Annotated in this window: 20 protein-coding genes; 15 read left to right on the top strand and 5 right to left on the bottom strand. The window is 64.2% G+C overall.

Going from position 1 to position 21,067, the window contains the following annotated elements:
• Nucleotides 1-81 precede the first annotated feature (81 nt).
• The 4 genes from glnE (at nucleotide 82) to A7A77_RS11930 (ending at nucleotide 4,960) form a co-directional block, all read left to right on the top strand.
• Nucleotides 82-2,757, top strand: coding sequence for a bifunctional [glutamate--ammonia ligase]-adenylyl-L-tyrosine phosphorylase/[glutamate--ammonia-ligase] adenylyltransferase (gene glnE, locus A7A77_RS11945; protein ID WP_066558507.1), 2,676 nt, complete (start codon nucleotides 82-84; stop codon nucleotides 2,755-2,757).
• Nucleotides 2,754-3,230 (top strand): peroxiredoxin, encoded by a 477-nt coding sequence (locus A7A77_RS11940; RefSeq protein ID WP_066558325.1) that lies wholly within the window; start codon nucleotides 2,754-2,756, stop codon nucleotides 3,228-3,230. The genes glnE and A7A77_RS11940 overlap by 4 nt, the downstream gene beginning before the upstream one ends.
• Nucleotides 3,231-3,246: 16 nt before the next feature.
• Nucleotides 3,247-4,047 carry a ferritin-like domain-containing protein gene (locus tag A7A77_RS11935; RefSeq protein ID WP_066558322.1) on the top strand — a complete coding sequence of 267 codons (801 nt, stop codon included), beginning with the start codon at nucleotides 3,247-3,249 and terminating at the stop codon, nucleotides 4,045-4,047.
• A 184-nt stretch (nucleotides 4,048-4,231) separates the two neighbouring features.
• A complete protein-coding gene (locus A7A77_RS11930; protein ID WP_082836093.1) occupies nucleotides 4,232-4,960 on the top strand; it encodes a M23 family metallopeptidase in 729 nt (242 codons plus the stop codon).
• 96 nt (nucleotides 4,961-5,056) lie between these two features.
• Here the strand turns inward: A7A77_RS11930 and A7A77_RS11925 are convergent, their stop codons facing one another.
• Both A7A77_RS11925 and galU read right to left on the bottom strand, forming a co-directional pair.
• Nucleotides 5,057-8,680: a PAS domain S-box protein gene (locus A7A77_RS11925; protein WP_066558320.1), complete on the bottom strand. Its 3,624-nt coding sequence runs from the start codon at nucleotides 8,678-8,680 to the stop codon at nucleotides 5,057-5,059.
• Between the two features lie 137 nt (nucleotides 8,681-8,817).
• Nucleotides 8,818-9,699 carry a UTP--glucose-1-phosphate uridylyltransferase GalU gene (gene galU / locus A7A77_RS11920; RefSeq protein WP_066558317.1) on the bottom strand — a complete coding sequence of 294 codons (882 nt, stop codon included), beginning with the start codon at nucleotides 9,697-9,699 and terminating at the stop codon, nucleotides 8,818-8,820.
• 154 nt (nucleotides 9,700-9,853) lie between these two features.
• Here galU and murA point away from each other — a divergent pair, with 154 nt between their 5' ends.
• The 4 genes from murA (at nucleotide 9,854) to A7A77_RS11900 (ending at nucleotide 13,766) form a co-directional block, all read left to right on the top strand.
• Nucleotides 9,854-11,137, top strand: a complete 1,284-nt coding sequence (gene murA, locus A7A77_RS11915; protein ID WP_066558314.1) for a UDP-N-acetylglucosamine 1-carboxyvinyltransferase — start codon at nucleotides 9,854-9,856, stop codon at nucleotides 11,135-11,137.
• 42 nt (nucleotides 11,138-11,179) lie between these two features.
• On the top strand, nucleotides 11,180-12,883 hold the full coding sequence (locus A7A77_RS11910; protein WP_066558313.1) for a hypothetical protein: 1,704 nt from the start codon (nucleotides 11,180-11,182) through the stop codon (nucleotides 12,881-12,883).
• Between the two features lie 64 nt (nucleotides 12,884-12,947).
• Nucleotides 12,948-13,196, top strand: a complete 249-nt coding sequence (locus A7A77_RS11905) for a hypothetical protein (protein ID WP_066558312.1) — start codon at nucleotides 12,948-12,950, stop codon at nucleotides 13,194-13,196.
• 90 nt (nucleotides 13,197-13,286) lie between these two features.
• A complete protein-coding gene (locus A7A77_RS11900) occupies nucleotides 13,287-13,766 on the top strand; it encodes a DUF305 domain-containing protein (protein WP_066558308.1) in 480 nt (159 codons plus the stop codon).
• A gap of 35 nt (nucleotides 13,767-13,801) precedes the next feature.
• On the opposite strand, the gene A7A77_RS11895 is transcribed toward A7A77_RS11900, so the two are convergent.
• From A7A77_RS11895 to A7A77_RS11885, 3 genes are all read right to left on the bottom strand, one after another.
• Nucleotides 13,802-14,035: a ribbon-helix-helix domain-containing protein gene (locus A7A77_RS11895; RefSeq protein WP_066558304.1), complete on the bottom strand. Its 234-nt coding sequence runs from the start codon at nucleotides 14,033-14,035 to the stop codon at nucleotides 13,802-13,804.
• A gap of 71 nt (nucleotides 14,036-14,106) precedes the next feature.
• Complete coding sequence (locus A7A77_RS11890) at nucleotides 14,107-14,625, bottom strand: GNAT family N-acetyltransferase (protein WP_066558301.1); 519 nt, start codon at nucleotides 14,623-14,625, stop codon at nucleotides 14,107-14,109.
• Nucleotides 14,619-15,296 (bottom strand): uracil-DNA glycosylase, encoded by a 678-nt coding sequence (locus A7A77_RS11885; RefSeq protein ID WP_066558504.1) that lies wholly within the window; start codon nucleotides 15,294-15,296, stop codon nucleotides 14,619-14,621. The genes A7A77_RS11890 and A7A77_RS11885 overlap by 7 nt, the downstream gene beginning before the upstream one ends.
• 90 nt (nucleotides 15,297-15,386) lie before the next feature.
• Here A7A77_RS11885 and A7A77_RS11880 point away from each other — a divergent pair, with 90 nt between their 5' ends.
• From A7A77_RS11880 to A7A77_RS11845, 7 genes are all read left to right on the top strand, one after another.
• Nucleotides 15,387-16,007 (top strand): ribonuclease D, encoded by a 621-nt coding sequence (locus A7A77_RS11880; RefSeq protein WP_066558298.1) that lies wholly within the window; start codon nucleotides 15,387-15,389, stop codon nucleotides 16,005-16,007.
• A gap of 44 nt (nucleotides 16,008-16,051) precedes the next feature.
• Nucleotides 16,052-16,696, top strand: a complete 645-nt coding sequence (lptC, locus tag A7A77_RS11875; RefSeq protein ID WP_066558294.1) for an LPS export ABC transporter periplasmic protein LptC — start codon at nucleotides 16,052-16,054, stop codon at nucleotides 16,694-16,696.
• A 4-nt stretch (nucleotides 16,697-16,700) separates the two neighbouring features.
• Nucleotides 16,701-17,255: an LptA/OstA family protein gene (locus tag A7A77_RS11870; RefSeq protein WP_066558291.1), complete on the top strand. Its 555-nt coding sequence runs from the start codon at nucleotides 16,701-16,703 to the stop codon at nucleotides 17,253-17,255.
• 108 nt (nucleotides 17,256-17,363) lie between these two features.
• Nucleotides 17,364-18,434 carry a GDP-mannose 4,6-dehydratase gene (gmd, locus tag A7A77_RS11865; RefSeq protein WP_066558289.1) on the top strand — a complete coding sequence of 357 codons (1,071 nt, stop codon included), beginning with the start codon at nucleotides 17,364-17,366 and terminating at the stop codon, nucleotides 18,432-18,434.
• Nucleotides 18,435-18,438: 4 nt separating this feature from the next.
• Nucleotides 18,439-19,164 carry an FkbM family methyltransferase gene (locus A7A77_RS11860; protein WP_172799901.1) on the top strand — a complete coding sequence of 242 codons (726 nt, stop codon included), beginning with the start codon at nucleotides 18,439-18,441 and terminating at the stop codon, nucleotides 19,162-19,164.
• Between the two features lie 3 nt (nucleotides 19,165-19,167).
• Complete coding sequence (locus tag A7A77_RS17495; protein WP_082836092.1) at nucleotides 19,168-20,103, top strand: beta-1,6-N-acetylglucosaminyltransferase; 936 nt, start codon at nucleotides 19,168-19,170, stop codon at nucleotides 20,101-20,103.
• Nucleotides 20,104-20,155: 52 nt separating this feature from the next.
• Nucleotides 20,156-21,046, top strand: a complete 891-nt coding sequence (locus A7A77_RS11845) for a GDP-L-fucose synthase family protein (RefSeq protein ID WP_082836106.1) — start codon at nucleotides 20,156-20,158, stop codon at nucleotides 21,044-21,046.
• Nucleotides 21,047-21,067: the final 21 nt, after the last annotated feature.

The raw sequence follows: 21,067 nt of genomic DNA, 5'->3' as shown, positions 1-21,067 counted from the left end.
GAATAGTGCAGCATTGCTTGCGCCGGATGAACGATACGGCCATTCGTTCGGGCACGCAGATGCTGGGAGTTGCTGAAAGACATGGACTGGACCGGAGCACTGGAACGGGCTGGGCGACACTCCCCGTACCTCGCCGACCTTCTGCAAAAGTGGCCCGATCTGCATGATCTGCTGGCGCAAGGGCGCGGCGAGGAAGCATATGCCGCGGCACGGATGTCCGGAAAGGATGCGCCCGATACCGGATCGGCACTGCGGCGCGAGAAGCAGGCGCTGGCCCTCGTTCTGGGCATCGGCGATCTGGCGGGGGCATTCCCGCTCCTGCGGATTACGGGCGAATTGTCCGATCTGGCCAGCCGCGCGCTCGATGCGAGTATAGCCGAAGCGCTGGCCCATCGCGTGCCCGGCGCCGAAAGCCGCGGAATGACCGCGCTGGCGCTGGGCAAACACGGCGCGGGGGAACTGAACTACTCCTCCGACATCGACCCGATCCTGCTGTACGATCCGGAAACCATCCCCCGCCGCGAGCGCGACGAACCGGGCGAAGCCGCGCAGATGGCGGCGCGTCGGCTGGTGCAGACGATGAGCGCGAAGACAGGCGAAGGATACATTTTCCGCGTCGACCTGCGCCTGCGCCCGGCAAGCGAGGTCAGCCCGCTGGCGATCAGTTTCGACGGGGCGCTGACGCATTACGAAAGTTCGGCGCTGGCATGGGAACGGGCCGCCTTCATCCGTGCCCGATCCGTCGCGGGCGATGTGGCGGCGGGGCAGGCGTTTCTTGCCGCGATACGCCCGTTTATCTGGCGCAAGTCACTCGATTTCGGGGCGATTTCGGAGGTCGGTAATCTCGTCCACCGTATCCGCGACGATTATCGCGGGCCGCCCCGCCCCGGCCCCGGCTACGATGTGAAGAAAGGTCGCGGCGGCATCCGCGAGGTCGAATTCTTCGCCCAGACCCACCAGCTGATCCACGGCGGTCGTATCCCGTCGCTGCGCGTGTCCGGCACCCGTGCCGCGCTTGACGCGCTGGCCGAAGCCCAGCTCGTATCGACCGAGGATGCACAGGTCATGGGCGATGCCTATGACCGGCTGCGACAGGTGGAACACCGATTGCAGATGGTGAGCGACCGGCAGACCCACACCCTGCCCGCGGGCGAGGCGCTGGACAATGTAGCGCGGCTGGACGGGCTGGAGAACGGGGCAGCGCTGATCGAACAGCTGGATGCGATCTGCGACGCCGTCAGCCAGCGCTTCGACCGGCTGGTCGAGGCACATGGCGGATCGCTGAATCCCAAGCCCGCACCTGTCGCCGAAGAGCGGCTGGAAGAGCTGGGCTTCGACGATCCGGCGGCATTGGCAGAGCGTATAAGCGGCTGGGAATCCGGGCGCGTTAAATCGCTGCGCTCGCAAGCGGCGCGCAATGCCTTTGCCGCCATTCGCCCCCAGTTGCTGGAGGCGCTGGCCAACGCGCCCGAACCGGATCGCGCCCTGACCCGGTGGGAACAGATGCTGGCGCGCCTGCCGTCGGCCATCAACATTTTCCGCCTGCTGGAGGCGCGGCCAGCCCTGTTCGACACGCTGGCCCGTATCCTTGCACTGTCGCCCGCGCTGGCCGATGCGCTGGGACGGCGCGGCGATCTACTCGACACGCTCATCGATCACACAGCCTTCGACCTGCCACCTTCGCTCGACGAACTCGTCAGCAAGCTCGGCGACGAAACTCTCGACTATGAAGCCGCGCTGGACAAGGTTCGGCGCGAGGTCGGCGATCTGCGCTTCGCGCTCGGCGTCCAGTTGCTCGACAACGCGCACGATCCGCTGGACATCGCCGCCGCCCTGTCGCGCGTTGCGGAAGCCGCGATCAGGGTCTGTGCCGATATCGCCAGCCGCGCCTTTGCAGAAACGCACGGGTGGATCGGTGACGAGCGGCTGGTCGTTCTCGGCCTCGGCAGGTTGGGCGGCGGGGTTCTGACCCATGCTTCCGATCTCGACATCGTCTATCTCTTCACCGGCGATTTCGACGGAGAAAGCGACGGCAGAAGGCCGCTTGGCGCAACGCTCTACTTCAATCGCCTGGCCCAGCGCGTTACCGCCGCGCTCACCGTGCCCACGGCAGAGGGCGCCCTGTTCGAGGTCGACACCCGCCTGCGCCCGTCCGGCACGCAAGGTCCGCTGGCCGTGAGTATAGAGAGCTTCCGCCGCTATCAGGCCGAATCGGCGTGGACATGGGAACACATGGCCCTCATGCGTGCGCGCGTGCTCTATGGGCCTGCTCGCGATGAAGTCCGGGCCGTGATCGAAAGCGTTGCGAAGTGCGATCGCGATCCGGCGAAGCTGCTCGCGGATGTCCTGAAGATGCGCGGCGACATGGCCACGCACAAACCGCCGAAAGGGCCGCTGGACGTGAAGCTGGCGCGTGGCGGGCTGGTCGATCTCGAATTCCTGACGCATTACAACCAGTTGCGGCACGGCATCTGTCTTGAGCCCGATCTGGGCAAGGCCATTGCCGGCCTTGTCGCAGCCGGGCATTTGCCGCCCGAACTGTGCGATGCGCACGACCTGCTGACCCGCATGCTGGTCACCTTGCGGCTCGTCTCTCCCGACACGGACTTGCCGACGCCTGCCGTCCGCGCCGTCCTTGCCGCCAATTGCCGGCAGGACAGCTGGGACGGGTTGATGGCCGCTCTCGACAAGGCCCGCGAACAAGTGGCAGGGGCGTGGGCAACGACGTTCGACCAGATACTGGAGCTTGCACCATGACCGACCAGCGACCCGACGCGGGCGATCCCTTTCCCGCGATCGCGATGGAAACACCCGATGGCGGCAGCGTATCTATCGCGGATTTCGCGGGGCGAAAGGTCGTCGTGTTCTTCTACCCGAAGGCGAATACCCCAGGCTGCACGAACGAGGCGAAGGACTTTTCCGCCCTGCTGCCCGAATTCGAAAAGGCCGGAACGGCCGTGCTGGGGGCGAGCAAGGACAAACCCGCGGCGCAACAGAAGTTCATCGACAAGCATGACCTGACCGTGCCGCTGGCCAGCGATCCGGTAGAGAACGGCGTCACTGACGCGCTGGGCGTATGGACCGAAAAGCAGAACTATGGCCGCACCTACATGGGCATCGAACGTTCTACCTTCCTCGTCGGCCCCGACGGCAAGATCGCGCAAGTCTGGCGCAAGGTGCGCGTGAAGGGCCATGCCGATGCCGTGCTTGAGGCGGCAAAGGCGCTCTAGTCCGCAGCAACCCGCCATGTCCGCCACGCTCCCCACGGTTGCGGCCGCGATCCGCGATGCCCTGCTGACACCCGATCCGCGCGCGAAAGCCATGGCCACGCGCAAGGTTGCGCGCGACTGGCGATTGGGCAGGCTGGACTTCGCGTTCGACTGCGCAATGCCGGACCGGCCCGCATGGCCCGAACATCCCGAACTGCTGCCGCCCGGCCAGATGCCCCGCCGCCGCAAGGGCGGGTCGGAACGCGGGCGCATCGCATTGTGGCATGCCATCGCGCATATAGAATTCGTGGCCATCGACCTCGCGCTCGACATGGCGGGGCGCTTCGGCGCCGAAATGGGCAGGCAGTTCGTTTCCGACTTCCTTTGGGTCGCCGCGGACGAGGCGATGCACTTCGCGCTGCTGGACCGGAAACTGCGCCGCCTCGGCAGCCATTACGGCGCGTTGTCAGCGCATGCGGGGCTTTGGGAAGCGGCGCACGAAACCCGCCACAGCGTCGCCGCGCGGCTGGCGGTCGTGCCCATGGTTCTGGAAGCGCGCGGGCTGGACGTGACACCCGGAATGCTGGTGCGCGTGCGCGAGCAGGGGGACGAAAACGGGGCCCGAATCCTCGAACGAATCCTTGACGACGAGATTCGCCACGTGCGCTTCGGCACAAGGCACTTCGACGAACTGTGCCGCCGGAACGACGAAATCCCGCAGGAATGCTGGAGAAATCTGGTCGAAAAGCATTTCGGAGGCCGTTTGAAGCCTCCGTTCAACGACTCGGCGCGTGAGTCAGCCGGTCTGTCGCGGGATTACCGCGCCGGTATTGTGTAGTTAACCTTTTCGCCCTTACCCAGAATGCACGAGAGCGACGGGGGGTTCCGACGATCTCATGAAAAATTTTGCGGCAGCCCGCTGTGACGGACATCACGGCTGCCGCGCCGAGGGGGATCACCCGGCGCAAGAAGGCTCTTTTTTGGGAAGGGCCATGGGCGCCGAGAAACGAGGTACTTGGCAAATGACGGACGGGTTTCGGTTTTCTGGTATTAACGCTGGCAGGCTCAAGACGGGCCAGGGGCTGGCGCTGAGTGTGATGGCAGTCGCTTCGATGGCGATGGCCCCCGCTCCGGCCCTTGCCAATGCCAGCGCTGCAGCCAGCGCCGAAATGAAGGCTCCGCTCCGCGAAAGCGCGGAAATCCCGGCAGCCGGTTCGGCAAACGGCGACGCGAAGTTCAAGCAGCTTTTCGCCAGCTGGAAGAAGGTCGAGACTGAAAAGCCGACCATCAGCGGAGCTTCCTCCATCCCTTCGCGCATGCCGGTTGAAGGCGCGCGCTTCTCCAGCCTTTACGGTTCGCGTATCCACCCGGTTACCGGTGGCCGCAAGAACCACGACGGGATCGACATGGCCGCACCCAGCGGCACGCCGATCTACGCCACCGCCGATGGCCGCATCGAAATGGCCCAGTGGTACGGTGGCTACGGCAACTTCGTCGAAATCGATCACGGCGGCGACGTCGAAACGCGCTACGGCCACATGAGCCGCATGAACGTTTCCGCCGGTCAGCCGGTCAAGAAGGGCGATCTCATCGGCTGGGTGGGCAGCACCGGCCGTTCGACCGGCCCGCACCTTCACTACGAAGTCCGCATCGCGGGCGAGGCGGTTGACCCGCAGCCCTACCTTCACGCCGACACGTTCCAGCAGGCTTTTGCCGACGCAAGCGGCCTTGGCGCTGGCGGACCGGAGTAAGCTCCACCCCATCAGGCAATCTGCCATATATGGCCAGATATCGGCCCGGCTCTTCCCCCCAAACAGAGCCGGGCCGTTTTCGTTTGAAGCACCGTTTCAGGCAGCAGCCTTGATGGTTTCCCAGCCGGAACGGACCAGTTCGGCCCGCTGCTCGCCGCCGCCCGCATGGCGCAGCCCGTCTTCCAGTTCGCGCGCAAGTTCGCCCAGCCGTTCCTCTCCGAAATAGCCAGCCGTGCCCGCAAGCTTGTGCAACTGCATGGCCAGCACATCCCATTGCGGCTCACCCTTTCCCGCCGCGACTTGCGCCAGTTCGCCCAGCAGCTTCGCCTTGCGCTCGCGGTAGCGCAGCAGCAGCCCGTCTTCCGCCGCACCTTCAGCCATGGGCGCATCCCCGCGCGCCGATGCGACAACCGGCACCGGCGGCGCCGGCGGCTCGGCCCGCAAGTGCCGCGCCAGGGTCGCGGTCAGTGCTTCCATCTGCAGCGGTTTGGCCAGATGGCCCTGCATCCCCGCTTCGTGGCAGGCCGCGATATCGTCGGCGAAGCAGTTCGCGGTCAGGGCGATGACGGGAAGGTCCTTCGCCCCGTAACCGGTGCTCCGCAACCGCCGCGTTGCCTCCAGCCCGCCGACTTCGGGCATCTGCATATCCATCAGGACAAGGCGATAGGGCTTCCCCGACCGGCGGGCCTGTTCGACCATCGCCACAGCCTCTGCCCCGTCATGCGCCAGATCGGGATTGAGGCCGGCCCGCCGCGCCATCGCCAGAACCAGTTCCTGGTTGATGTCGTTGTCTTCCGCGATCAGTACGCGGGGCACCGCGCCCCCGATGTCCGGTGCCATCTGCGGCATGACGGACGTGGAGGCTCCCGCGTCGGCCAGCGAAACCATCACCGCGGGATCGGTCGTCTGCGCAACCGCATCGGCCATCGCGATCGCTAGCGGAATGCGCAGAGTGAAGGTGGTGCCGGAACCGACGGTGGAGCGTACCGTGATCGCGCCGCCCATCAGGCGGGCAAGGCTGCTCGATATGGCAAGGCCGAGCCCCGTGCCGCCGTACCGCCGCCCGACCGAGCTGTCGGCCTGCTGAAACTGGCCGAATATGGCCCCGATCCGGTCTTCGGGAATGCCGATGCCGGTATCCGTCACATCGATCGCCAGCGTCTCGCCGCTCGTCCGGTTCCCCTCGATCCGGGCATGGACGCGAACGGAACCCTGCCGGGTGAACTTCACCGCATTGCCGATCAGGTTGAGCAGGATCTGGCGCAGGCGCAGCGGATCGCCGCTGATCCGTGGCGGAACGCAGGCATCAACTTTCGCATGCAGCGCAATGCCGACCTTCCCCGCCACCGGCTGGAGCAGTTGGAGGCAGCTGTCGATCTTCGCCCTGATATCGACCGGCGCGGGCGTAATCGCGATCTTGCCCGAATCGATTTTCGACATGTCGAGAATGTCGTTCAGCAGCCGCATCATCGCCCGCCCCGAATCCGCGATCAGCTGCGCCTGCCGCCGCTGTGTTTCGGAAAGGTCACTGTCCAGCAGCAGTTCGGTAAAGCCGATCACCCCGTTCATCGGCGTGCGGATCTCGTGGCTCATGTTGGCAAGGAAAGCCGCTTTCGCCTGCGCGGCGTGCTCTGCCTTGCGCCGGGCGGCGGTGAGTTCTTCCTCCAGCCGCTTCGCCTCGCTGATGTCGCGTACCGATGCGACGATCGCCTCCACCCGCCCGCCGTGGCGCACCGTGGAGAAATGGGCGTCGACCCAGACGGCATCGCCGCCTGTACCCTCCCCCATGCGGAACTGCAGGTCACAGCCCGACTCTTGGCCTTGCCACAAAGGGCGCAAACTCCTGTCGATGACGCTTGCCGCATCGGCCCCGAACAACCGGGCAAAGGGACGGCCGACGAGTTCATCAGGCGCCATTGCGAACAATGCGCCAGCGAACGGAGAGGCATGGCGGCATGTTCCGTCGGTGCCGACCATGAACAGCGCATCGCGCACGTTATCGGTGATGGTCTGGATGCGCCGGTCCCGCTCTGCCAATGCCTGTTCCGTCTGCCGGAAAGACGTCATGTCCATGTTGATGCCGATGTAGCCGGTCAGATTACCCTCGGCATCGTATTGGGGGGCACCGGCGGATCGCACCCAGCTGATCGTGCCGTCCGGTCGCCGCCAGCGCCATTCGCCTTCGAACCGGCGGTGCGCGGCCACCGCCTCGCTCCACATGTAATAGACGCTGTCGAAATCATCGGGGTGGATCGCGTCGGCCCAGCCCGTCCCTTCCCATTGCCCGCCTGTCAGCCCCGTCGCTTCGATCCACGCCCGGTTGACCCATGTGCAATTACCGTGCGGATCGGTGCGATAGAGGCCCGCAGGCGCAAGTTCGGCCAGAGTAGCGAATTGACGCTCGCTCACATCGAGTGCGCGGCGACGCGCCTCCTTCTCGCTGATGTCCAGCATATGGCCGACGATGCCGGCCCGCCCCTCGCCGTCATCGGCCAGCCGCATCCGCATTTCGACATGACGCTCCTCACCATCAGGCCGTTCGAAGCTGAGTTTGCATTCGATCGCAGGCACCTGTCCCGCTCGCAGAATGGCGACTTGCGCGCCGATCCTCTCCCGCTCGGCGACGGGCAGGAACCTGTCATAAGCCTTGCCCAGGCATTCACCGCGCGACAAGCCGGTGATCTTTTCCCAAGGCCGGTTCAGGGTCTTCCAACACCCTGCGTGATCGATGGAAAAGATCACCTCGTCGATATTGTCGAGAACCTGCCGCTTTTCATCGCGACTGGCGCGCAGCGCATCCCGATCGCGCAAGCCGCGTTCGATAAGGCCCGCCAATGGCAAGCCGACGACGGTAAGGCTGGCAAGAAACAGTTGCAGCGACACAAGCTGCATCGACGGACCGCCCCGGGTCAGTACAATCGGTCCGCTGTCCATAGCCGTGGCCCCGGCAGCGATCGTGGCGATGGCCACCAGCACGAATGCGGTGCCGCCGATGCCCGAACAGATGCCCGCCAGAACGACAAGCGGCGTCGCGAGGAACAGGAACGGAAAGCTGGACTGCGCGAAGATTGTCAGCGATCCGGCGAGCACAAGCGCAAGGATCGGCAAAGGCACGATCTCGCCCCCGCTGCCACGCTTGCGCCATGCCGACAGGGCAATCATGGCCAGCGGGCCGACGAACAGCAGGCTGCTGGCATGGCGGGCAAAGAACAGCACCGCGATAGCGGAAGAAAAATCGCTCGGCCCCGGCATCGCCGCCGTCAATGCGCATGCAAGCATGGCCGAAGCAGCGGCTGCCGCGATGCTGGCGCCGACGAACCGGAAGAAGCCCTTGGCATCGGTGAAATCGACCCTGATCCCGCACCACCGGCGGGTAAGCAGAACGGCGATGACGATCTCGGCCACATTGGCGACGGTCAACGCCACAGACGTGAACAGCGGAACCCCGCCGATCAGTTCACCGAAGCAAAGCCCCGCACTTGCGCCCAGAACTGCCCACGACAGGTCCACCCTGCGGGTCGACAGCGCGATGCCCACGACAACCGCGTTCGGCAGCCAGAGCGCGGCGAATGCACCGACGTGCGGCACGGCAAGGCTGATGGCGGCAAGCAAACCGGACAGGGCCGCACAGGCAACCCCGATGCCGAGTTTGACGACCCAGTCGGGAGCGCGCCTGTCAGGTATGGCCCTGTCGGATGCGCCTTTGCCAGCAATGTCCATTCCCGTTTCCCATGACCGATATCTGCGACGGCCCAGCAATAGGGGCGTCGCGGCAAAGCCATAGAAAACAGTGGATTAGGTACTTCCCACAGGCCTGCTGTCCCAACAGGCCCGATACCTCCACGGGGAAGGCGGGGTTAACGGGCCAGCAGCTTCTCCGCCAGCGCGCGAACGTCCTTGCCCATGTCGTCGCGTTCCAGCGACAGGGCGAGCGTCGCCTCGATAAAGCCCAGCTTCGAACCGCAGTCGTAGCGCTCGCCCGCAAACGTCACGGCATGGAACGGCTGGTTGCCGATCATCCTGGCCATCGCATCGGTCAGCTGGATTTCACCGCCCGCGCCCTTTTCCTGCGTTTCCAGCGTGCGCATCACTTCGGGCTGCAGGATGTAGCGGCCCGAAACGATCTTGTTCGACGGCGCGTCCTCGACCTTCGGCTTTTCGACCAGCCCCTTCACTTCGGTCAGGTTTCCGCTCGCCTCGCCCGGGGTGATCACGCCGTACTTGTAGACTTCCTCCTGCGGCACCTCCAGCACGGAGATCAGGTTGCCGCCGACCTCGTTATAGGCCTCCACCATCTGCTTCATGCAGTTGGGCTTGCCCCACATCAGTTCATCGGGAAGCAGGATCGCGAACGGTTCGTCGCCGACAATGGCGCGCGCGCACCAGATCGCATGGCCAAGGCCCATCGGCACTTGCTGGCGCACGGTGATAAGGTCGCCCGGCGTGAATTTCGTATCGTCCAGCACGGACAGGTCCTTGCCCCGCTCGCGCATGGTTTCCTCAAGCTCGTAGGCGATGTCGAAATTCTCGACCAGCGCGGTCTTGCCGCGTCCGGTCACGAAGATCATCTGCTCGATCCCCGCCTCGCGCGCCTCGTCGATCGCGTACTGGATCAACGGGCGGTCGACGATGGGCAGCAGCTCCTTCGGGATCGCCTTCGTCGCCGGAAGGAAGCGCGTTCCCAGCCCCGCAACGGGGAATACGGCTTTCCGGATGGGCTTGCGTTCGGTGGAGCTCATTGGTCTGGCGATGTCCTTCGTGTCAGCGAATGCCTTGCGCCTATACCTTGGTGCTGCAGGCGCGCCGGTTCAAGGGTGCGAAGGAAGCGGGGCGGAACGATCGCGGCCTTTCACTGTTGCTTGTTCCACGGACAAAACGGGTTAAAGGCGGGAAATGGACAAGATCATCATCGAAGGCGGCAAGCGCCTTGAAGGCGCGCTTCCCATTTCCGGCGCGAAGAACGCGGCCCTTACGCTCGTGCCCTGCGCACTGCTTACCGAAGAGCCGCTGACACTGCGCAACCTGCCGCGCCTTGCCGACATCGACGGGTTCCAGCACCTGATGAACCAGTTCGGCGTGTCGACCACGATCGCCGGATCGCGCCCCGAAGATTTCGGCCGCGTGATGACGCTGCAGACCCCGCGCCTTACCAATACGACTGCGCCGTACGAACTGGTGCGCAAGATGCGTGCATCGATCCTCGTGCTTGGCCCGTTGCTTGGCCGTGCGGGCGAAGCGACCGTATCGCTGCCCGGGGGCTGCGCCATCGGCAATCGCCCGATCGACCTTCACCTGAAAGCGCTCGAAGCGTTCGGCGCGACGATCGAACTGACCAGCGGATACGTTCGCGCCCATGCGCCCGACGGCGGCCTGCCGGGCGGCGACTTCCAGTTTCCGGTCGTTTCCGTCGGCGCGACGGAGAATGCGCTGATGGCCGCCGTGCTCGCCAACGGTACCAGCCGGCTGGACAATGCCGCGCGCGAGCCGGAAATCGTGGACTTGTGCAACCTCCTCGTCGCGATGGGCGCGGAGATCGAGGGTATCGGCGAATCGGAAATCACCGTCCACGGCGTAAAGCGGCTGCACGGTGCAACCTATCGCGTCATGCCGGACCGTATCGAGGCAGGCTCCTACGCCTGTGCCGCCGCGATCACCGGCGGCGACGTGACACTGACCGGCGCGAACATGAAGGACATGAGCGCGACCAACCATGCGCTGCGCAATGCGGGCGTTCATGTGGAGGAAGTGAAGGGCGGCATCCGCGTGTTCGCCGACGGTCCGCTCAAACCGGTGAACCTGTCGACCGCGCCCTTCCCCGGTTTTCCGACCGACATGCAAGCCCAGATGATGGCCCTGCTCTGCATGGCGCAAGGCACCAGCGTTCTGACCGAGACGATTTTCGAAAACCGCTACATGCACGTTCCCGAACTGAACCGCATGGGCGCGCACGTCGAAACGCAGGGCCGCACCGCCATCGTCCACGGCGTGGAAAAGCTGACCGGCGCGGAAGTCATGGCGACGGACCTGCGCGCTTCGATGAGCCTCGTGATCGCGGGGCTTGCGGCAGAGGGGGAGACGACCGTCCACCGGCTCTACCACCTCGACCGCGGGTACGAACGGCTGGAGGAAAAGCTCTCGCTCGTCGGCGCGAACATCCAGCGCGTCGGCGGGGACTAGAGCGCGCTGGACGCATGCGCCTGACCGGTTAGTCTGGCCCGCGTGGAAATCGTCAAACTCGTCATCGGCTGGATCATGCGACACTTCGTGTTGTGGGTCCTGCTCATCGGTGCGCTACTGGTCTGGAATGCCTGGTCTGTCGGCGCGGAACAGGAATTGCGCGCGGCGAAGCTGGAACAGGCGCTGGCCGAGATCGAGACCCGCCGCGACGCAGGAGAGGAAGCGCTTCGCGAGGCCGAAGCCGACGCGCGCGGGCGATCCGTCGAAGTTCTCGAAGCAATGCTCGCCGAGGCAAGGGCAGAGCGTGCCCGGCTTGTCAGCCAGCGCCGTTCGGAGCTGAAGCGCCGCGCCAGCATCGTCATGGCCGATAGCGATGCGATCATCGCCGACCAGACGCTGGAACTTGAGATCGCGGTGGCCACGCGCAAGATCGCGGGGCTCGAACGCTCCATCGCGGTGACAAATGCGCAGATGGACCGCGCCGCGATGGCGGCTGCGGCGACGAGGGCCTTGCGCGAAGCCGATGCGAAATGGCGCGGGGCTGTGAAGGCATGCGATGCCGCCGAAGCCGCGGTCGCCCGATACGATCGAAAAGGCGGGCTTGGCCGGTTCTTCGGCAGTATCACCGGCGAAGGCAGGCGATTGCGGGCCGATCGTGACAAGCAATGCTCTGGCGTCGCCCAACTCGCCGCCCGGGTCGAGCGCGTGAAGGAGATCCTCGATGAAACCCGTCGCGGCGGGGCGGCGGTGGCCCGCGCGGGCGCATGGTCGCAAGATCGGCTGGAAAGCGCAGATACCATGCTGCGCGAAGCCGTGGCGCGCGAACGCGAAGGCGCGGAAGGATCTGCCCGCGCGCAGGTCCGCAAGAAATGGGCCGACTGGGGGATGACCGCGATCCTGTGGCAGGCCTTCGTCGCACTGCTGCTGATCATCACCACGCCCTACCTGATCCGCCTGCTGTTCTGGTTCGTTCTGGCGCCGATGGCAGAGCGCCGTGCATCCATCCGCATCGCTGTGCCCGGCGGGGTCGGCGCGCCGATGCCGCCTGCCGATGCCAGCCGCACTTCGCTCTCGATCCAGCTTGGCGAAGGGGAGGAACTGCTGGTCAGGCAGGAATACCTGCAGAGCTCATCGGTGCGCGGCGCAAAGGAAACGCAGTGGATGCTCGACCTGAAGCATCCGCTTTCCAGCCTTGCCTGCGGGTTGTGGTTTCTTACCCGGATCCGGGGGGCGGGTGAGGTCACGACCATCTCCGCCGTCCACGACCCGTTCGCCGAAGTCACCGCGATCACGCTGCCCGAAAACGGCGGGGCGGTGGTGCATCCTCGCGCGTTGGCAGCCGTGGTGCAGCGCGAAGGACAGCCGATGCGCATATCCAGCCACTGGCGCATCTTCTCTCTCAACGCATGGCTGACGATGCAACTGCGCTATTTCGTATTCCACGGGCCTGCACGGCTGGTGGTGAAGGGCGGGCGCGGAGTGCGGGTCGAACCGGCAGGCGCCGGCCGGATCTTCGGGCAGGACCAGTTGGTCGGCTTCAGCGCGGACCTTGCCTATTCCGTGGCGCGCACGGAAACGTTCTGGCCCTATTTCCTTGGCCGGGAGCAATTGCTGAAGGACCGCGTGCTCGACGGCGAAGGGATGCTGGTGATCGAGGAAGCCCCGATGGCCGGACGCAAGGGCAAGGGGGCGCGGGCAGGGCTGGAGGGGGCATTCGACGCCGCGCTCAAGGCCGTGGGACTGTAACGCCGCTTTTTCGAAACAAACCGGCGACCTCGTGCGTTCTTCCGGCAAACAAAGGAGAATTCCAATGGGTCTCATCAAGATCGCAACTCTCGGCGCGCTCGGTTACGCCGGTTATCGTTATTATTCCGGCCAGAAGGACAAGACGCCCGCCGCTTTCGCCGCTGGCGGCCCGCAGGCCACCCCGTCGAACGAGATTACCCCCGTGCGCGATGCCGGTCCGTCCGCGATGCGCGACAAGCCGAAGACATGGTCGAAGACCGACGAGGCAGTCGACGAAAGCTTTCCGGCCAGCGATCCGGCAACCACGTACTGACACTGCCAAAGGAATGCGGACATGGGCGGGGTTGCCTGCCCATGTCCGGATCCATGCCTGTCTCCTGCCGACTGCCATGATCTGCCCGTTATGACCTACAGGCGCTTCTTCGCGATGATCGCGACATCGACCGTCGTCATGTACGGCCTGATGTACCTCAACACGTACGAGGGTTCGCACATCTGGTTCAGCCAGACGCGGGCGTGGATGGCCTTGCTAATGGGCGCGGTCATGGCGGTTATCATGCTGGGCTTCATGTGGAAGATGTATGATCGCCCGCCGGTGAAATTCGCGATCCTTGGCGCCAGCGTCGCCATTCTCGCAGGTTCCTTGTGGCTGGTGCGCAGCCAGGAGACCGTGGGCGACGTAAGCTACATGAAGGCAATGATCCCACACCATTCGATCGCGATCCTGACCAGTCGCCGTGCCCACATTTCCGATCCGCGCGTGCGTGATCTCGCCAATGGCATCATCGACGCACAGGTTAGGGAAATCGGCGAAATGGAAGCGTTGATCGCGGATATCGAAGCCAACGGCGATGCCGAAGGCGCGCCGGCGCCAGTGCACTGATCGATCGGCTGCACTGATCGATCGGCGCGTGCCCGTCAGGGCAGGCGCGCTGTCACCAGCCAGACCCTGATCGCGCTGGCAAGGCCGGGCGGCGTTTCGCTCACGATCCGTTCCGCATCGATCTTCGCGACCAGCGCGTTAATCGACACACCCTCCTCGCCAGCAACGTCCTTCAGCATATCCCAGAACACGGGTTCGAGGCTGATCGAGGTCTTGTGCCCCGCAATCTCGACCGAGCGTTTGACAGGCGGATGATAGGGCGCGCTCACAGGTCGATCCGGTGTGTGACTGCAACAGTGCGGCGGACGAGTTCCATGGCGGTAACCATGCACCAGTCGCGTCAGCCCTGCCAGTCCTCGCGCGTTACGGCCCAGCGTTCGTGATCGCGCCACGCGCCATCGATCATCAGGTAGCGCGGGCTGAACCCCTCCTTGCGAAAGCCGCTCCGGCGGATCAGCGCGATGGAGCGGTCGTTGCCCGGCTGGATATTCGCCTCGACCCTGTGCAGGCCGAGAGTGGCGAACGCCCGCCCGACGGCAAGGCGCAATGCCTCTGTCATCAAACCCTGTCCGGCGCAGGCGACGTTGCCGTGATAGCCGAGATAGGCGCTGCAGAAGTTGCCGAGCGCGATCTGGCTGAAATTGATGATGCCCGCGATCGCGCCATCCTCGATCCGACGGGCCACCAGTGCGCAGTGGGTGGGCTGGCTAGCCGCTTCCAGCCATGCGGCGAACCCGTCGCGATCGATGCATGGCGCGGCCCACGGTGCATGGTATTCACGGCTCAGGCGATGCGCGGCGATGACATCGTCCTCGTCCGCTGCCTCCAGCACGGTAAGCGCGATGCGTTCGCCTACCACCGTACAGGCTCCCTGCCATATTCCTTCAGAAAGGCATTGGCCCTGCTGAAGGGTTTCGATCCGAAGAACCCGCGATGGGCGGACAGAGGGCTGGGATGCGGGCTGGCAATCACGCAATGGCGCGTTCCCGCGCCCAGTTCGGGCACGCGCTTCGCCTTGCCCTGCGCATGGCTGCCCCACAGGATGAAGACCGAGGGATCCTCGCGCTTTGCCACGGCCGCGACGCAGGCATCGGTAATCGCGTCCCAGCCGCGCTTCTGGTGCGAACCGGCATTGCCCGCCTCCACCGTCAGCGCATTGTTGAGCAGGAGCACGCCCTGCCCCGCCCAACGGGTCAGATCGCCGCTGGCGGCATGGTCGATGCCAAGGTCCGCCTTCAGTTCCTTAAAGATGTTGACCAGCGAAGGCGGCACTTTCACGCCATCGGGGACGGAGAAAGCCAGCCCGTGTGCCTGCCCCGGCCCGTGGTAGGGATCCTGTCCAAGGATCACGACCTTCACATCATCCAGCGGCGTTAGTTCGAGCGCGCGCAAGCGCTGTCCACGCGGCGGATAGACGACTTGCCCCGCATCCTCTTGGCCCCGCAGCCAGCCGCCCAGCCTTCGCGCTTCCGGCGTGGCAAGAGCGGGTTCGAGAACGGGTGCCCAGCTGTCGGGGATCGCATCTGTCATGGCCAGCATGGGTAGTCGCCAGAGCGATGAGGCGCAATCACATGCCCGCCGCCTCTTTTCCTCTTTCCCCAATGCGCCTAAGGGCTGTGCATGGCAGTTTACCTTCACGAAGAAGACCTTCCCGCAGACGTGCTCGCCCCCGGCCCCGTGGCCGTGGATACAGAGACGATGGGCCTCGTCACGCGCCGCGACCGGCTGTGCGTCGTGCAGATCTCCGACGGCAAGGGGGACGAGCATCTCGTCCGCTTCGCCGCGGGCAGCAATTACGATGCCCCGAACCTCAAGGCGGTGCTGGCCGACCCTGCGCGAGAGAAGTATTATCACTTCGCGCGGTTCGACCTTGCCGCGATCCAGCATTACCTCGGCGTCATGGCCGGGCCGGTGTTCTGCACCAAGATCGCCAGCAAGCTGACCCGCACCTATACCGACCGGCACGGCCTCAAGAACCTCGTCACCGAGCTTCTGGGCAAGGACATGAGCAAGCAGCAGCAGTCGAGCGACTGGGGCGCGCCCGCACTGATCGAGGCGCAGAAGGAATATGCCGCCAGCGACGTGCGCTTCCTGCATGAAATGGTGGAAATTTTCCGCGTCAGGCTGGAACGGGAAGGCCGCACCGAAATCGCGCAGGCATGCTTCGATTTCCTGCCGACCCGCGCCCTGCTCGACCTTGCCGGTTGGGAAGACAAGGACCTGTTCAGCCACGAAGCTTAAGAGCAAGCTGGCACAACAACGCGACGGGCCCATATAGGCAGACGATGACCCTCCAAGCCGACATCATCCGCGACAAGCGCCGCCACATGGCGCGGCCCGACGGTGCGCATGACCGGCTGGTCCGTTTCCTGGTGATGAGCCTGCCCGTCGTGATAGGCGTGCTGTTCGCCCTGATGATCCTTGCCCCGCTCAGCCCGCGCGGCGAAGTCAGCTTCCTGCTCGATCGCGACGAGGTGCAGATTACGCCGAACCGCATTTCGGTGAACAAGGCGATGTACCGCGGTCTCGATGCCGAAGGGCGGCCCTTTGCCGTGATGGCAGGCAATGCCGTGCAGAAAAGCCGCGAGGTCAAGAATATCGAGATGGAGGACCTGACGGCCCGCATCCTGCTGGACAATGGTCCGGCGGAAGTTTCGGCGCGGTCAGGCACCTACAACTTCGCGAAAGAAATGGTTTCCGTGCCGGGCGCGGTGAATTTCATGGCAGCGGACGGCTATCGCATGATCGTGCGCAACGTCACGCTCAGCCTGACCGACCGTAGGCTGGTCGGAACCGGCCGCGTCGAGGGGCGCATCCCCGCCGGAACCTTCAGTGCGGACCGGCTGGAGGCCGATTTGCAAGCCCGCACCGTTTCGCTTATCGGCAATGCCAGGCTGCGCATGGAGCCCGGTTCGATCAGGATGCCCTAAACGCATGAAAACGCTCCTCTCCTCCCGTTCGGCAAAGCTTGCGCTCGCAGGCTTCGGCGTCGCTGCTGCCGCGCTTTTCGGCACGCAGCAGCTGTCGGCACAGACCATCGCCGGGTTCAACTCGAACCAGCCGGTCGATTATGCCGCGAACAGGATCGAGCTGCAGGACAGAGAAAAACGCGTCGTTCTTTCGGGCAATGTCGACATTCGGCAGGGTGACCTGCACCTGACGGCCGGGCGCACGATCGTGAACTACACCGATGCCGGAACGCTGAAGATCCAGCGCATCACCGCCACTGGCGGCGTACAGGTCAACCGTGGCAATGAGACGGCGCGCGGCAATGTCGGCGTCTACGACTTCAACCGCCGCATCATCACGCTGGTCGGCGATGTCCGCCTGCGCCGGGGCGGCGACACGCTGAACGGCGGACGGCTGGTGATCGACCTGAATTCGGGCGTGTCCAGCGTGGACGGGCGCGCCTCCGGTTCGTCATCGTCGATCGGAGAGACGACGAGTTCGGGCGGGCGCGTCAGCGGCAGCTTCTCCGTTCCCGAATAATCGGCACAAAAGCGCCGGAACGCAGAGCCGCAGGCGTTGCGCCTTGCGGCGCGCGCTCTATGGTGCGGCGCAGCCGCCTTCCGGACCGGATTTCTGTGGAGTTTCAATTTGTCGAGAGATCGCAAAGTTGCGCTGATCACCGGTGTGACCGGGCAGGACGGAGCCTATCTTGCCCGTCTGCTGCTTGAAAAGGGTTACGAGGTTCACGGCATCAAGCGGCGCTCGTCCAGCTTCAACACGGGCCGGATCGAGGATATCTACGAAGACCCGCACACCCCGCACCAGCGCTTCCATCTTCACTACGGCGACCTGACCGACAGCACGAACCTGATCCGCATCGTTCAGGAAACGAGGCCGACCGAACTCTACAACCTTGCCGCGCAAAGCCACGTGCAGGTCAGCTTCGAGACGCCCGAATATACCGCCAACGCCGACGGCATCGGCACGCTGCGCCTGCTGGAGGCGATCCGCATTCTTGGCCTTGAGAAGGAAACCCGTTTCTATCAGGCATCGACGTCGGAAATGTTCGGCATGGTGCAGGAAGTGCCGCAGCGGGAAACCACGCCGTTCTATCCGCGCAGCCCTTATGGCGCGGCCAAGATGTATGCCTACTGGATAACGATCAACTATCGCGAAGCCTATGGCATGCATGCATCCAACGGCATCCTGTTCAACCATGAAAGCCCGCTGCGCGGCGAAACTTTCGTAACGCGCAAGATCACGCGGGCCGCCGCCGCCATCAAGCTGGAGCGGCAGGACAAACTGTACCTAGGCAACCTCGACGCCAAGCGCGACTGGGGCCATGCAAAGGAATATGCGCGCGGCATGTGGATGATGCTGCAGCAGGACGAACCGGACGACTACGTGCTCGCCACCGGAGAGACGATCGAGGTGCGCGAGTTCGCGCGCTGGGCGTTCGAGGATGCGGGCATCCCGGTGGAGTTTCGCGGCGAAGGCGTGGACGAGAAAGGCTATTGCCAATCGACCGGCAAAGTCGTGATCGAAGTCGATCCCCGCTATTTCCGCCCCACCGAAGTCGACCTGCTGATCGGCGATCCATCCAAGGCGAAGCAGCGTCTGGGCTGGAGCCACGAGACAAGCGTGCGCGAACTTGCCCGCGAAATGGTCGAAGCGGATCTGGCCACAATGCGCGACGCGCCGATAGCGAAGGCGGACTGACGCGGTGCCGTCTCCGGCCCAGCGCATGAAGGACGCGGTCAAGACCGCGCTGATCCGAAGGGGCTGGAAACTGGTTCGCAGTCCGGACAGCTTTTTTATCGACTTGCACCAAATCGACCTTGTCTACGACGTAGGGGCAAATATCGGCCAATATGCCCAATCGCTGCGCCTGCGTGGGTACAAGGGGCGGATCGTCTCATTCGAACCTGTCAGCACCACCTTCGCTCAGCTGCAAAAAGCGGCAGAGGGCGATGCATCATGGACTGTGCGCCATTCAGCGCTGGGCAACGAAACCGGCACGGCGGACATCAACGTTTCGGCAGCAAGCTATCTAAGCTCGTTCAACGAGATGCGCGATTTCGCCCGTGATGCCATGACAGGTTCGCAGACCGTTCGTACCGAAACGGTGCCGTTGGCAAGACTGGCTGACATCGTCGCCGAGTTCCCGGCCCGTCGCCCGTTTCTGAAAATCGACACGCAAGGCTTCGAACGTCAGGTGCTGGATGGGGCCGGTGAGGCGCTCGAAAATTTCGAGGGCGTTCTTCTCGAATTGCCGGTGAACCACCTTTACGACGGGATGTGGACCTTGAACGAAGCGCTCAACTACATGCGCGAACGCGGTTTCGTGCCGGCCCAGTTCGCCATGGTCAACTGGACGTCCGACGACCAAGCTTCGGCGGCCGAATTCGACTGCGTTTTTCGGCGCATCCGAACGGAAGATCGGGCCTGACCCATGCCCGAAATTGCGTATTGCATCCTTGCGCACGACGATCCCGTCATGCTGGAACGGCTTTGCGCCCGTCTGGCGCCGGCACCGGTATGGGTCCATGTCGATCGTGGTTCCAGCCTGTCGACACCGACTCGGGAACGGATAGCCAATCTGGCGGGAGCGTTACGAACACGCAATGTGCGATGGGGCGGATTCGGCATAGTCGAGGCGACCTTCGACCTGCTGAGCCAGGCCGTGCAGGCAGGGACGGATCACATCGTCCTGTTGTCCGGCCATTGTTACCCCATCCGGCCCGCCGATCACCTGAATCAGCACCTGTGCAAGCTGGGTGAACGGGATGCGATCCAGATGGTTCGCGTAGCTGCGGGCAGCCATCTGCACAAACAATCATCCAGGTATTGGCGAATGGAGCCATATCTGCCGGAGGGAGCGAGAAAGATTTACCCGCTTCGCAAAGCAGACGATGTTGCGCGCCGCATTCGCAATCGCATTGCGCGCGGCATCGACCGCGATTTCTCCGCCGAAATTGCCGGTGCATCACTTTGGAGGGGCAGCGCTTGGTGGGCCTTATCGAAAAGCTCGGCCCGCTGGCTGGTGGCAGAGTGGGCGAATCGGCCGGAAAGCTTCGCGCCGTACCGCAGCGTCTATGCGCCGGACGAAATGGTAGTCCAGACGATGCTGGCCAACGGGCCACGTGCCGGTTGCCAAATCGGCCCCTCGACCGATCATGGTCATCGCACGCTTTACGAGGCACCATTGCATCTGATCGCGCCCGACAATGCGCGGCGACTGACGGACACGCCCGAGAACCGTGCGCTGATCGCGCAATCGGATCGGTTTTTCGCGCGAAAGCTCTATTCGGAGGAAAACGCCCTGCTCGACTGGATCGACAAGCGGGTTGTGCACATGGCCGGCACCCACAGCAGCGAAGGAACCTGAATTGACTTACGACCTTGCCGGAAAGCGCGTCTACGTCGCTGGACACCGCGGCATGGTGGGTTCGGCGCTAGTGCGCCGATTGGCAACCGAGGGGTGCGAGGTTTTGGTCGCCCCGCGCCAGGTCGACTTGCGGGATCAGGCTGCGGTTCGCGGCTGGTTCGCTGAAAATCGCCCCGATGCCGTATTGCTGGCGGCAGCGAAAGTCGGCGGGATCCACGCGAACGACACCTATCCGGCGCAATTCCTCTACGACAACCTGATGATAGAGGCGAACGTCATCGACGCCGCGGCCCGGAACGCGACTGAAAAACTGCTCTTCCTCGGATCGTCGTGCATTTATCCCAAGTTTGCGGACCAGCCGATTGTCGAGGAATCGCTTCTGACCGGGCCGCTAGAGCCGACAAACGAGTGGTACGCCATCGCCAAGATCGCGGGCATCAAACTGTGCCAGGCCTATGCCCGCGAATACGGCTGCGATTTTATCAGTGCGATGCCCACCAACCTCTATGGCCCGGGCGACAATTATCACCCCGAAAACAGCCACGTTCTGCCCGCCCTCATCCGCAAGGCGCACGAGGCGAAGATTGCAGGTGCCGATGCGATCACGGTCTGGGGCAGCGGCACACCCCGGCGTGAGTTCCTGCATGTCGACGACCTGGCCGACGCCTGTATCTTCCTTTTGCAGCGCTATTCGGGCGCGATGCCGATCAACGTCGGATCGGGAAAGGACCTGCCCATCGCCGAACTGGCAGGGATCGTGGCCGAAGTGGTCGGCTTTGCAGGCGATATCGCGCTTGATAGCGAAAAGCCCGACGGCACCCCGCGCAAGTTGATGAGCGGCGACAGGCTGGCGGCGATGGGGTGGCGTCCTTGCATATCGCTCCGCGACGGGATTGCCGACGCTTACCGCGATTTTCTTGCGAAAGCAGACGGATCACCCTAGCAAGCCGGACAGGCATCCCCC

Source organism: Croceicoccus bisphenolivorans (genome assembly GCF_001634625.1).
Taxonomy (GTDB): Bacteria; Pseudomonadota; Alphaproteobacteria; order Sphingomonadales; family Sphingomonadaceae; genus Croceicoccus; species Croceicoccus bisphenolivorans.
This window is presented reverse-complemented; position numbering and strand designations above follow the sequence as displayed.